Source organism: Pseudomonas sp. D(2018) (assembly GCF_005502555.1).
Taxonomy (GTDB): Bacteria; Pseudomonadota; Gammaproteobacteria; order Pseudomonadales; family Pseudomonadaceae; genus Metapseudomonas; species Metapseudomonas resinovorans.
In genome coordinates this window covers 19,286-32,204 of record NZ_SCOK01000032.1, presented here as the reverse complement: position 1 = coordinate 32,204, position 12,919 = coordinate 19,286, and the positions used below count along the sequence as shown (strand labels likewise).

12 protein-coding genes are annotated in these 12,919 nt (G+C 64.4%); 11 read left to right on the top strand and 1 reads right to left on the bottom strand.

Translation table 11 applies throughout. From position 1 onward, the window contains the following. Window positions 1-41 precede the first annotated feature (41 nt). From FFS60_RS19280 to FFS60_RS19270, 3 genes are read left to right on the top strand one after another with little or no spacing between them, the layout of a single operon-like run. Window positions 42-1,067, top strand: coding sequence for an aminoglycoside phosphotransferase family protein (locus FFS60_RS19280; RefSeq protein ID WP_137822882.1), 1,026 nt, complete (start codon window positions 42-44; stop codon window positions 1,065-1,067). Continuing rightward, window positions 1,064-1,735, top strand: a complete 672-nt coding sequence (murU, locus tag FFS60_RS19275) for an N-acetylmuramate alpha-1-phosphate uridylyltransferase MurU (protein ID WP_137822868.1) — start codon at window positions 1,064-1,066, stop codon at window positions 1,733-1,735. The genes FFS60_RS19280 and murU overlap by 4 nt, the downstream gene beginning before the upstream one ends. A 1-nt stretch (window position 1,736) precedes the next feature. Then, window positions 1,737-2,504, top strand: coding sequence for a TerB family tellurite resistance protein (locus FFS60_RS19270; RefSeq protein WP_028631074.1), 768 nt, complete (start codon window positions 1,737-1,739; stop codon window positions 2,502-2,504). 15 nt (window positions 2,505-2,519) lie between these two features. Here FFS60_RS19270 and FFS60_RS19265 read toward each other — a convergent pair whose 3' ends face one another. After that, window positions 2,520-3,539 (bottom strand): alpha/beta hydrolase family protein, encoded by a 1,020-nt coding sequence (locus FFS60_RS19265; protein WP_137822867.1) that lies wholly within the window; start codon window positions 3,537-3,539, stop codon window positions 2,520-2,522. A 134-nt stretch (window positions 3,540-3,673) separates the two neighbouring features. Here FFS60_RS19265 and FFS60_RS19260 point away from each other — a divergent pair, with 134 nt between their 5' ends. From FFS60_RS19260 to FFS60_RS19225, 8 genes are all read left to right on the top strand, one after another. Beyond that, window positions 3,674-6,064 (top strand): PAS domain S-box protein, encoded by a 2,391-nt coding sequence (locus FFS60_RS19260; RefSeq protein WP_137822866.1) that lies wholly within the window; start codon window positions 3,674-3,676, stop codon window positions 6,062-6,064. Continuing rightward, complete coding sequence (locus FFS60_RS19255; protein ID WP_028631071.1) at window positions 6,061-6,690, top strand: response regulator transcription factor; 630 nt, start codon at window positions 6,061-6,063, stop codon at window positions 6,688-6,690. The genes FFS60_RS19260 and FFS60_RS19255 overlap by 4 nt, the downstream gene beginning before the upstream one ends. A 151-nt stretch (window positions 6,691-6,841) precedes the next feature. Then, window positions 6,842-7,951 (top strand): ABC transporter ATP-binding protein, encoded by a 1,110-nt coding sequence (locus FFS60_RS19250; protein ID WP_028631070.1) that lies wholly within the window; start codon window positions 6,842-6,844, stop codon window positions 7,949-7,951. Between the two features lie 49 nt (window positions 7,952-8,000). Next, window positions 8,001-9,032: an ABC transporter substrate-binding protein gene (locus FFS60_RS19245; RefSeq protein ID WP_028631069.1), complete on the top strand. Its 1,032-nt coding sequence runs from the start codon at window positions 8,001-8,003 to the stop codon at window positions 9,030-9,032. Window positions 9,033-9,144: 112 nt separating this feature from the next. After that, complete coding sequence (locus FFS60_RS19240; protein ID WP_028631068.1) at window positions 9,145-10,392, top strand: ABC transporter permease; 1,248 nt, start codon at window positions 9,145-9,147, stop codon at window positions 10,390-10,392. Window positions 10,393-10,402: 10 nt separating this feature from the next. Then, complete coding sequence (locus FFS60_RS19235; RefSeq protein ID WP_028631067.1) at window positions 10,403-11,230, top strand: ABC transporter permease; 828 nt, start codon at window positions 10,403-10,405, stop codon at window positions 11,228-11,230. Between the two features lie 139 nt (window positions 11,231-11,369). Then, window positions 11,370-12,038, top strand: a complete 669-nt coding sequence (gene rpe, locus FFS60_RS19230) for a ribulose-phosphate 3-epimerase (protein WP_137822865.1) — start codon at window positions 11,370-11,372, stop codon at window positions 12,036-12,038. Between the two features lies 1 nt (window position 12,039). Further along, window positions 12,040-12,879, top strand: a complete 840-nt coding sequence (locus tag FFS60_RS19225; protein WP_137822864.1) for a phosphoglycolate phosphatase — start codon at window positions 12,040-12,042, stop codon at window positions 12,877-12,879. Window positions 12,880-12,919 lie beyond the last annotated feature (40 nt).

The following is a 12,919-nucleotide window of genomic DNA, read 5'->3' as shown; positions in this document are numbered from 1 at the left end:
GCATGACCCGCACAACGGCTAGCGCCGCCGGAGACCACCTGATGCACCATGAAGACCTTCGCCTTCAGCAGCTGAGCCAATGGCTTGACCAGCAGTTGCCGACCCTGTTCGCTGCCCAAGGCTGGGGCCCCGTGCCTGCCGCCGAGCTGGTTCCAGCCAGCAGCGATGCCAGCTTCCGCCGTTATTTCCGCTGGGAGGCCGAAGGCCGCACCCTGATCCTGATGGACGCCCCGCCGCCCCGCGAGGACTGCCGGCCCTTCGTCAAGGTGGCCGGAATGCTCGCCGAAGCGGGTGTGCATGTGCCGCGCATCCTTGCGGCCGATGTGGAGCAGGGCTTCCTTGTTCTCGACGACCTCGGGCGCCAGACCTACCTCGACGTGATCAACAGCGACAACGCTGATCAGTTGTTCGATGACGCCCTGCAGGCGCTGCTGACTTTCCAGAAGCGCAGTCTCGACGTGCCCATGCCCAGCTACGACGACGCCTTGCTGCGTCGTGAGCTGCAGCTCTTCCCCGAGTGGTACCTGCAGCGCCACCTGGGCGTCGAGCTGGAAGGTGAGCGCCTGGCCGCCTGGCAGCGTATCTCCGACCTGCTGATCGATAGCGCCCTGGCCCAGCCCAAGGTGCTGGTGCACCGCGACTACATGCCGCGCAACCTGATGCTGAGCGCGCCCAACCCCGGCGTGCTGGATTTCCAGGATGCGGTCTACGGTCCGGTCACCTACGACGTTACCTGCCTGTTCAAGGACGCCTTCCTCAGTTGGCCGGAGGAGCGCGTCGCCGGTTGGCTGGAGCGTTACTGGAATCAGGCCCGCGAGGAGGGTATTCCGGTCCAGGCGGATTTCGCCGAGTTCCATCGCGCCAGCGACTTGATGGGTGTGCAGCGCCATCTCAAGGTCATCGGCATCTTCGCGCGTATCTGCCACCGCGACGGCAAGCCCAAGTACCTGGGTGATGTGCCGCGATTCTTCGCCTATATAAAGGCAGTGATCGAACGCCGCCCCGAGCTGGCAGAGCTGAGTGACCTGCTGGCCAGCCTGCCCCAGGACGAGGTCAGACAACCATGAAGGCCATGATTCTTGCCGCTGGCAAGGGCGAGCGTATGCGCCCGCTGACCTTGCATACCCCAAAGCCGCTGGTCCGTGCCGCGGGCATTCCGCTGATCGAGTTCCATCTTCGCGCCCTGGAGCAGGCCGGTTTCCGTGAGCTGGTGATCAACCATGCCTGGCTGGGCCAGCAGATCGAGGATCACCTGGGCAATGGCGCACGCTTCGGCCTGTCCATCCGCTATTCCGCTGAAGGGGAGCCGCTGGAAACCGGAGGTGGCATCTTCCGCGCGTTGCCGCTGCTGGGGGGCGAACCCTTCCTGGTGGTCAACGGTGATGTCTGGACCGACTTCGACTTCAACCACCTGCGCCGGCCATTGGACGGCTTGGCCCACCTGGTGTTGGTGGATAACCCGGCGCATCACCCGCGCGGTGACTTCCGCCTGGACGGCGGCCGGGTGAGTGATGCCGTGGACGGCGAACCGAACCTTACCTACAGCGGTATCGCCGTGCTCCATCCGCGCCTGTTCGAGGGCTGCCAGGCGGGAGCCTTCAAGCTGGCGCCGCTGCTGAGGCAGGCGATGATTGCCGGCCAGGTGAGCGGCGAGCATTTCCGCGGGCGCTGGGTGGATGTCGGCACCCACGAGCGCCTGGCGGAAGTCGAAAGCCTGTTGCTGGCGGAGGCCTGAGTTGGTCTGGCCAGCCACCCTGATCGGCGCCGCCGCCGGATTCGCCTTGGCGAGCATTCCAGGGGCCATGCTTGGCGGGCTCCTGGGGCATGTGCTCGATCGCCGTCTGGCGCTGGATTCCTGGAGCGCCCTGCGCGCCCGGCTGCGCGGTGATCCTGCCATTGACCAGCAGGACCTGCTGTTCATCCTGCTCGGTCGCCTCGCCAAGAGCGATGGCCGGGTGCAAGAAGCTCATATCCAGCAGGCGCGATCCGAAATGAAACGTCTCGGGTTGGACGAGGCGGGTGCCCGCCGCGCGATTGCCGCATTCAACCGGGGCAAAGCGGGCGGCGACAACCTGCATCCCTGCCTGTGCAAATTGAAGGACGAACGCCTGACGGCCGAGCGCCTGCTGCGCAGTTGCTGGCAGATGGCTGCGGCCGATGGCAGGATCGGCCAGCGCGAGCGCGAGCTCATCCTGCAGTGGGGGCGCTGGCTTGGTTTCTCGGCGTCCCGGGTGGAGACCCTTGGTGCCGGTTATGACACGCCTCAAGGCCTACCGCCCAAACGCAGCAACAGCTATAAAGAGGCGTTGACCTTGTTGGGCGTGACCGCCGATTGCGAACCCGCGGTGATCAAGCGAGCCTACCGCCGCCTGATCAGCCAGAACCACCCGGACAAGCTGGCCGGCTCCGGCGCCAGCCAGGCCGTGGTGCGCGCCGCCACTGACCGCACTCGCGAATTGCACAGTGCGTACAACTTGATTCGCGAGCGCCACGGCTTTCGTTGATTGCTCGTTCGTCGCTCAACCGCCTCCGGCCGGGGACTTGCCGTTGTCCGCTTCCAGATGCAGGCTCAGCCACCCGCGAATGCGCCGGATCAGTTGTGCCTGCTCGGTGTCGGGATCGGCCGGCAGCGCCTTCATGGCGATCTGGATGTAGGCCGGGTGTTGCTGTCGTTTGCTCGCCTGGATGCGTCGCAGAGCCGCATCGCGGTCCGTGGGCTGGTCCTTGTAGTAGAAGTCGCCGGTGGCCAGTTTCAGCTCAGGCAACGAATCTTCCAACGCCGGTTCATAGCCGGGGGGCAGCTCTGCTGCAACCAGCAAGAGGTTGCGTACGTCCTTCGGTTCATGGGCAGTGAGGAATTGCGTTGCCCAGTAGGCGCCGCTGCCGTGCCCAAGCAGCACGATGGACTTCGGCTTCTGCTGGCGGGCGAAGGCCAGGGCCGCTTCGATGCGGGCGAATACCCGATCGGTCTGGGTCTTCTGAATGGCGTCGCGAGACAGCGCTGGAGGCGCCGGGTCGGTGTTGGGCTCGGCGCTGCCGGCCTGTTCGGTATTGGCCGGGCCTTCCTCCTGCGCCTTCTCCGGGCTTACCGCGGGTTCCGCCTTGGTCGGTTCTTCGGTTTTCAGCGGACGCGGTGGCGGCGGGTTGCCGCTGGGGTCCGGCAGGGTCAGTGCGAGGGTGCTCCAGCCAGCGTTCGGCAACTGACGCCGCAACGGGCCTATGGCTTCTGGCCAATCGGCACTTTCGCCCTCGCCGGGCAGGAGGATTACCAGGCCGTTGGGATTGCTCACATTGGCCGGCTGCCAGAGTGCAAGGAACGCCTCTTCACCGGCCACGAGCGATTGTTGCTCCCGGCTCGGGAGTTTGCGCTCCAGGTTGGCGGCTTCCTCCTGGCTGCGCTCCACCAGGGGCGCACGCTCTAGCGTTGGTGCGGATTCCTTGGACATGGTTGCGGCCTCGTCTTCCGCCAGCAAGGCGGGAGACGCGGGCAACAGGGCGAAGCAAAGGGCTGCAAGGGTCGGGTGAAAGACGCGGGGCATCTGGGAGTTCCTGGTCGAGCTGGAAAGCAGGAGCCTAATGGCTCGTTGGATCTTTGTCAGGCCGTGCCTTCGCATGGTTCGTCGAGGCTGGAGTAAGGTATGTCGGCTGTTCTCCTCGTTGCGGTTGGCCTTCGATGATGCGTGCGCTCCTTTCCCTGTTGTTTGCCTGCTGCCTGGCGATACCCGTATCGGCGGCACCTGCCCGGCTGCCACTGGCAGAGAGCCAGCGACAATGGCTCGAGAACCATAGTCAACTCCGCGTCGGCGCCGTATTGCAGGCGCCCTATGTCCAGTTGGACCGTCGCCTGCAACAGCTCTCGGGGGCCAACGTCGAGTTGATGAACTGGCTGGCCACGTCCATGGGGGTGGAGCTGGTCTGGCGTACCTACGACAGCCTGGGCGAGCTGGAGCAGGCCTTGCGTGCCGGGCAGATCGATTTGGCTCCTGGCCTCGGCCAGACACCTGCCGGTCTGCGCCTGTGGTTATTTTCCGACCCGTATATGCGGGTCTCGCAATTGATGGTTGGGGAGCGAGAGGGCAACGCGGCGGTGGACCTGGAGCAGCTGGACGCCACCTCCCCGGTCGCCCTGCGCGAGCCCAGCGCGGTGGCCGACTACCTGCGAGCCACATACTCCAACCTCAACCTCAAGCCCGTGGCTAGCGAACGGCAGGCCTTGCAGGCATTGCTCGCCGAGCAGGTGCGTTATGCCGTGCTGGACGAGGCCCAGCTCAGTCGATTGTCCCGTGAGCAGGAGTTCGCCGGGCTCGCCGTGGTGGCGGATGTCGGTTTTCCACAGCTGCTGCGAGTCGCGTCGCGGCGCGACTGGCCGGAATTGGCGACCATCGTCGATATCGCCCTGCGCAGCCTGCCGGCCAAAGACCTCGACCAGCTCCATGAGCGCTGGCTGCAACCCAAGTACCCCCGCCTGGGTGAGTCCGCCGGCTTCTGGCAGAACCTCAGCCTGCTGCTCGGCGTACTGCTATTGGCCGCTGCGGCCATCATCACCTGGCTGCGTCGACAGCGGCGCGGGCTTGAGCGGCAACTGCTCGATGCCCGCCAGGCGCTGCAACTGCGCGAAGCGGCCGAGGAAGCCCTGCGCCTCACCCAGTTCTCGATCGACCACAGCACCCTCGGCATCCTCTGGGTGAACTGGGACAGCCATGTGCGTTACGCCAACCGAGCCGCCGAACAGATGCTCGGTTATGCGCCTGGCAGCCTGGCGGACCGGCCCCTGGCGGACTTCCAGCCCGAACTGAACATGGACCGCTGGCTGAACCTCTGGCGCCGCGCGCGCAATAGCGACGAGGGCCCGCTGAGCTTCGAGACGCGCAGCCTGCGGCCGGACGGCAGCTGGCTGCCGGCGGATGTGTCGCTGAGCTTCCTGCGCTTCGGTTCCTCGGAGTACCTGGTGGTCTTCCTTTCCGATGCCACCGAGCGCCGTCGCGCCCGCGAGGCGTTGGAGGAAAGCGAGGCGCGCCTCAAGGGCATCGCTTCCAACGTTCCCGGCCTGGTGTTCCGGCTGGAACGACCGAAGGCCGGCGCGCCGTCGAATTTTGCGTTCATCGGTGAAGGTAGCGAGGGGTTGGTGGGCTACAGCGCAAGCGAGCTGCTGGATACCGGGCGTGGCATTCGAGGCCTGGTCCATCCGGATGACCGCGATGGTTACTGGGACAGCCAGACCCAGGCGCTGGACGCTGACCGTGATTGGCACTGGCAGGGGCGGATCCTGACTCGCGATGGCGAACTGCGTTGGGCCGACATCAAGGCCAGTGCGCGGGTCTTCGACGACGGCCGTGCGGTCTGGGACGGCGTGGTCTGGGACATCACCGGCAACAAGCAGATCGAGCTGGAACTGGCCGCATCCCGCGCCCAGTTGCGCGACCTCTCGGCGCACCTGGAAAGCGTGCGCGAAGAAGAGAAGGCGCGTATCGCTCGCGAAGTGCATGACGAACTGGGCCAGGTACTCACGGTGCTCAAGCTGGAAACGTCCATGTGCGAGCTGGCGTTCGCCGGGCTCGATGCGGGCCTGCGCGAGCGTCTGGAAAGCATGAAGCGGTTGATCGCTCAGCTCTTCCAGTTGGTGCGCGATGTCGCCACCGCGCTGCGGCCACCCATCCTCGATGCAGGTATCGCTTCGGCCATCGAATGGCAGGCCCGGCGTTTCGAGGCGCGCACTCAGATTCCCTGCCTGGTGGAAGTGCCCGAGCAACTGCCGCAGCTGTCCGATGCCAAGGCGGTTGGGCTATTCCGGGTGCTGCAGGAGGCGCTGACCAACGTCATGCGTCATGCCGAAGCGCATACTGTCGCGGTTCGTCTCTGCGAGGAGGACGGCATGCTCAGCCTGCGGATCAGCGATGACGGTCGAGGGTTCGACACCCGCGCCGCGCGTAGCAGCTCTTTCGGCCTGGTGGGCATGCGCGAGCGGGTGCTGATGCTGGGCGGCAGCCTGCAGATAGAGAGCCAACCAGGGGAGGGCACCACCCTCTGTGTACGCGTGGCATTGGATAAGGAGAAAGCAGCGTGATCCGAGTACTGGTGGCCGAAGACCACACCATCGTCCGCGAGGGCATCAAGCAACTGATCGGGCTGGCCAAGGACCTTTGCGTGGTGGGTGAAGCCGGCAATGGTGAGCAGTTGATGGAAACCCTGCGCCAGACGCCCTGCGAAGTAGTGCTGCTGGATATCTCCATGCCCGGCGTCAACGGCCTGGAAGCCATTCCTCGCATCCGCGCCCTGACAAATCCGCCAGCGGTACTGGTGCTGTCCATGCACGATGAAGCGCAGATGGCTGCGCGGGCGCTGAAGATCGGTGCGGCCGGCTACGCGACCAAGGACAGCGACCCGGCGCTGTTGCTCACGGCCATACGCAAGGTGGCATCGGGTGGGCGTTATATCGACCCTGACCTGGCCGACCGCATGGTCTTCGAGGTCGGGCTGACTGATGCCCGCCCTGCCCATACCTTGCTCTCGGAGCGGGAGTTCTCGGTGTTCGAGCGCCTGGTGCGGGGCGAAGGGGTGAACGAAATCGCCCAGCAACTGGCGGTCAGCAGCAAGACGATAAGCACCCACAAGGCCCGCCTGATGCAGAAGCTGGGGCTGCATTCCGTTGCGGACCTGGTGAAATACGCCGTGGAGCACAAGCTGCTGTGAGTGTCCGACAATGGCGCTCTGGTTTGTAGGGCGATCCCTACAAGAAATCCTCTCTAAGCCTTATAGCAATCTCTCATACCGCCCGATTTGCGTGACCTGCCACCTTCTCTAGGCTTTTGTCTACGGCAGACACAAAAACAAAGGTGCGGTTATGGCCGAGACACAAGGCAACGACATCCTGGTCAGCTTTCGCGGCGTGCAGAAGAGCTACGACGGCGAGACCCTGATCGTCAAAGACCTCAACCTGGACATTCGCAAAGGCGAGTTCCTGACCCTGCTCGGGCCGTCCGGCTCCGGCAAGACCACCAGCCTGATGATGCTCGCCGGGTTTGAAACCCCCACCAGCGGCGAGATCCTCCTGGCCGGTCGCTCCATCAATAACGTGCCCCCGCACAAACGCGACATCGGCATGGTGTTCCAGAACTACGCGCTGTTCCCGCACATGACCGTGTCCGAGAACCTCGCGTTCCCGCTCTCGGTGCGCGGCATGAGCAAGACCGACGCCAGCGAGCGGGTCAAGCGTGCGCTCTCCATGGTCCAGCTCGACGCCTTCCGCAATCGCTACCCGGGCCAACTTTCCGGCGGTCAGCAGCAGCGTGTCGCCCTGGCCCGTGCCCTGGTGTTCGAACCTCAGCTGGTGCTGATGGATGAACCTCTCGGCGCACTGGACAAGCAGCTGCGTGAACACATGCAGATGGAGATCAAGCACATCCATCAACGCCTCGGCGTGACCGTGGTCTACGTGACCCACGACCAGGGCGAAGCCCTGACCATGTCCGACCGCGTGGCCGTGTTCCACCAGGGTGAGATCCAGCAGATCGCCCCGCCGCGCGAGCTCTACGAGCTGCCGCGCAACACCTTCGTGGCGAACTTCATCGGTGAGAACAACCGCATGAACGGGCAGTTGGAAAGCCACGACGGCGATCGCTGCGTGGTGCGTCTGGCCCGTGGCGAGAAGATCGAGGCGCTGGCGATCAACGTCGGCAAGCCGGGTGAGTCGGTGACCTTGTCGATCCGTCCGGAGCGCGTCCGCCTGAATGGCCACAGCGAGAGCTGCGTGAATCGCTTTTCCGGGCGCGTTGCCGAGTTCATCTACTTGGGCGATCACGTGCGTATCCGCATGGAGGTGTGCGGCAAGCCCGATTTCTTCGTCAAGCAACCTATTGCTGAGCTCGACCCCGCACTGGCGGTAGGCGATGTGGTGCCGCTCGGCTGGCAAGTGGAGCACGTCCGCGCACTGGACCCGCTTCTGGCGGAATGACGCGACGGCGCCAAGGCATTAGCAACCCTGCACTGTGGAGAAAATAACAATGTCGAAATCCCTGAAACTCACCGCCATCGCTCTCGGGCTGGCCTGCGCCTCCCAGGCGATGGCTGCTGACCTGACCGTGGTGTCCTTTGGCGGCGCCAACAAGAATGCTCAGGTCAAGGCGTTCTACGAGCCCTACCAGCAGAGCACCGGCAACAAGATCATCGCCGGTGAGTACAACGGCGAAATGGCCAAGGTGAAAGCCATGGTCGACACCAACAGCGTGTCCTGGAACCTGGTGGAAGTGGAGTCGCCTGAGCTTTCCCGTGGCTGCGACGAAGGCATGTTCGAAGAGCTCGACGCCGCCCAGTTCGGCAAGTCCGAAGACTTCGTCCCCGGTGCCATCCAGCCCTGCGGCGTCGGCTTCTTCGTCTGGTCCACCGTGCTGGCCTACAACGCCGACAAGCTGCAGAGCGCGCCCACCAGCTGGGCTGATTTCTGGGATGTGAAGAAATTCCCCGGCAAGCGCGGCCTGCGCAAGGGCGCCAAGTACACCCTGGAGTTCGCCCTGATGGCTGATGGCGTTGCGCCGAAAGACGTCTACAGCGTGCTCGCCACCAAGGAAGGCCAGGACCGCGCCTTCAAGAAGCTCGACGAGATCAAGCCGAGCATCCAATGGTGGGAAGCCGGCGCCCAGCCGCCGCAGTTCCTCGCTTCCGGCGACGTGGTCATGAGCTCCGCCTACAACGGCCGCATCGCTGCCGTGCAGAAGGAAAGCAACCTGAAAGTCGTGTGGACCGGCGGTATCTACGACTTCGACTCCTGGGCGATTCCGAAGGGCGCCAAGGATATCGACAAGGCCAAGGAGTTCATCGCCTTCTCGGTCAAGCCCGAGCAGCAGAAGATCTACTCCGAGAACATCGCCTACGGGCCGGCCAACACCCAGGCAGTGCCGCTGCTGGACAAGGCCCTGCTCAAGGACATGCCGACCACCCCGGAGAACATCAAGGACCAGGTCGCCATGGATGTCACCTTCTGGGCTGACTACGGCGAGCAACTGGAGCAGCGCTTCAACTCCTGGGCGGCCAAGTAAGGCTGCCGCTATTTCCCTCTCCCTCCGGGAGAGGGGCTGGGGGTGAGGGAAGTCTTTCCTCACCTCGGCCCTACCGGGCTGAAAGTCCAACCCTGTTCCAACGGAGTTCGTCATGGCCACTGCAGTGCCCCTTACCGAGGTCGCCGGCCCCAGCCTGAAGCAGCGCCTCGCCCGTGCCGAGCGGATGAATCGCCTGAAGTCCCAGGCGCTGATCCTGCCGCTGCTGATTTTCCTCCTGCTGACCTTCCTGGTGCCCATCGGCGCGCTGCTATACAGGAGCGTGAACAACCCGGAAGTGGTCGGTTCCATGCCGCGCACCGTCGACGCCATTTCCAGTTGGGACGGCAAGGCGCTGCCCGACGAACCGGTGTACAAGGCCCTGGCTGAAGACCTCGCCGCGGCGCGCAAGAACCAGACTATCGGCGACCTTTCCAAGCGCCTGAACATGGAGCTGGCCGGCTACCGCAGCCTGATGGCCAAGACTGCCCGTGCCCTGCCGTTCAAGACCGAGCCAGCCTCGTATAAAGATGCCCTGGAAAGTCTGGATGAGCGCTGGGGCGACCCGGCCTACTGGCAGGCGATCCGCCGCAACGCCAGTGAACTGACCCCCTATTACCTGTTGGCGGCCCTCGACCATCGCATCGATGACCTGGGCGAGGTTGCCCCGGCCACTCCGGACCAGGCGATCTATCTGGATATCTTCGCCCGCACCTTCTGGATGGGCGCGGTGATTACAGTGATCTGCCTGCTGCTGGCCTACCCGCTGGCCTACTTGCTGGCCAACCTCCCGACCCGGCAGAGCAACCTGCTGATGATCCTGGTGCTGCTGCCGTTCTGGACCTCCATCCTGGTGCGCGTCGCCGCCTGGATCGTGCTGCTGCAGTCTGGGGGCCTGATCAACGGCGCGCTGATCAAGCTCGGCCTGATCGACCAGCCGCTGCAATTGGTGTTCAACCGCACCGGCGTCTACATCGCCATGGTGCACATCATGCTGCCGTTCATGATCCTGCCGATCTACAGCGTGATGAAGGGCATCTCGCCGAGCTACATGCGGGCGGCGATCTCCCTCGGCTGCCACCCCTTCGCCAGTTTCTGGCGGGTGTACTTCCCGCAGACCGTGGCCGGCGTTGGTGCCGGGTGCCTGCTGGTGTTCATCCTGTCCATCGGCTACTACATCACCCCGGCGCTGCTGGGCAGCCCGAACGACCAGATGGTGAGCTACTTCGTCGCCTTCTTCACCAACACCACCATCAACTGGGGTATGGCCACGGCCCTGGGCGGCATGCTGCTGTTCGCCACCCTGATTCTCTATGTGGTGTACAGCTGGCTGGTGGGCGCTGGCCGCCTGCGTCTGGGTTGAGGAGAGAAAAATGCTGAGTCCCTACATGTCCCCGGTCGAGCGCCTGTGGTACTTCACCCTGCGCGGCCTCTGCGGCCTGGTGCTGCTGTTCCTGATCCTGCCGGTGCTGGTGATCATCCCGCTGTCGTTCAACTCCGGCACCTTCCTCGTCTATCCGCTGCAGGGCTTCTCCTTGCGCTGGTATGCCGATTTCTTCGGCTCGGCGGAGTGGATGCGCTCGCTGGCCAACAGCATGATCGTCGCCCCGGCGGCCACTGTGCTGGCCATGGTCTTCGGCACTCTGGCCTCCATCGGCCTGACCCGGGGCGAGTTCCGCGGCAAGGCGCTGGTGATGAGCCTGCTGATCTCGCCGATGGTGGTGCCCGTGGTGATCATCGGTGTCGCCAGCTACCTGTTCTTCGCACCATTGGGGCTTGGCAACAGCTACCTGTCGCTGATCCTGGTGCATGCGGTGCTGGGTGTGCCCTTCGTGATCATCACGGTGTCGGCCACCCTGCAGGGCTTCAATTACAACCTCGTGCGCGCCGCCGCCAGCCTGGGAGCGCCGCCACTGACCGCCTTCTTCAAGGTGACCCTGCCGCTGATCGCGCCGGGGGTGATCTCTGGAGCGCTCTTCGCCTTCGCCACTTCCTTCGACGAAGTGGTGGTTACCCTGTTCCTCGCCGGCCCCGAGCAGGCCACCCTGCCGCGGCAGATGTTCAGTGGTATTCGCGAGAACCTCAGCCCCACTATCGCCGCTGCCGCGACGTTGCTGATCGGTTTCTCCGTCGCGCTGTTGCTGGTGCTGGAATGGCTGCGTGGTCGCAGTGAGCGCATGCGCACCTCCATGCCGGAGTAAGCCTCTCCAACCTTCGCCTGCCCGCGTCCCCATCGCGGGCAGGTTCTTTTCCGCCTCACCTCAGTCATCGGTCGAATCCCCGCGCGCCATTCATCCCGGCTACAATCCGCGCCACCGTGATTCTGCCCTGAGGTCCGCCATGCAGCCTTTCGCCATCGCACCGTCGATCCTGTCCGCCGATTTCGCCCGCCTGGGCGAAGAAGTGGAGAACGTCCTCGCCGCCGGCGCCGACATCGTTCACTTCGACGTGATGGATAACCACTATGTGCCCAACCTGACCATTGGCCCGATGGTCTGCTCGGCGCTGCGCAAGTACGGCATCACCGCGCCGATCGACGCGCACCTGATGGTCAAGCCGGTGGATCGCATCATCGGTGACTTCATCGAGGCGGGCGCCACCTACGTGACTTTCCATCCGGAAGCCTCCGAGCACATCGACCGCTCCCTGCAACTCATCCGCGATGGCGGTGCCAAGTCCGGCCTGGTGTTCAACCCGGCGACTCCGCTGGACGTGCTGAAGTACGTGATGGACAAGGTCGACATGATCCTGCTGATGAGCGTCAACCCCGGTTTCGGTGGACAGAAGTTCATCCCCGGCACCCTCGACAAGCTGCGCGAGGCGCGTGCCCTGATCGACGCCTCCGGCCGTGACATCCGCCTGGAGATCGATGGCGGCGTCAACGTGAAGAACATCCGCGAGATCGCTGCTGCGGGTGCCGACACCTTCGTCGCCGGCTCGGCCATCTTCAACACCCCGGACTACGCCGAAGTCATCGCCGCCATGCGCGCCGAGCTGGCGCTGGTTTGATATGAGCGCGCTGCAGCGGCTGTTCGACGGGCGCCTGCCACGCCTGGTGATGTTTGACCTGGATGGCACTCTGGTGGATTCAGTTCCCGACCTGGCGGCCGCTGTCGACAGCATGTTGCTTGCCCTTGGCCGACCTGCCGCCGGAGTGGAGCGGGTTCGCGAGTGGGTCGGCAACGGCGCTCGGGTGCTGGTGCGCCGTGCCCTGGCCGGGGATATCGATCATTCCGCAGTGCATGACAGCGACGCCGAGCGCGGTCTGGTGCTGTTCATGGACGCCTATGCCGAGAGCCATGCCCTGACCACCGTCTACCCGGGCGTGGCGGAAACCCTCAAGTGGCTGAAGAAAAAAGGCGTTGAACTTGCGCTGGTCACCAACAAGCCGGAACGCTTCGTCGCCCCCCTGCTGGACGAGATGAAGCTTGGGCGCTATTTCCCGCTGATCATCGCTGGCGACACCCTGCCGCAGCAAAAGCCCGACCCGGCCGCGCTGCTCCATGTGATGCACATGACCGGGGTCAGTCGTACCGATGCGCTGTTCGTCGGTGACTCGCGCAACGATGTGCTGGCAGCCAAGGCTGCCGGGGTGCAATGCGTGGCGCTGAGCTACGGTTACAACCATGGCCGCCCCATTAGCGAGGAGGAACCGGCCCTGGTGGTGGATGACCTGCGCGAGCTGTTGCCTGGCGGTTGCGCCGCTCACGGTGCTGCGCTAATGTCGCCGGACTCCTCCGACAATCCGCCTCAACGAGACAGAAACGTGGTGGTTCACTGCAAGCATCGGCTCGAACGAGCCGGAATGAAGATCATCAAGGCCGTCGCCCGTTGGCGCTGGCGCGCCTGAATTCATTCTGGCCGGATGCTCCGGCGCGCTTGCACACCGA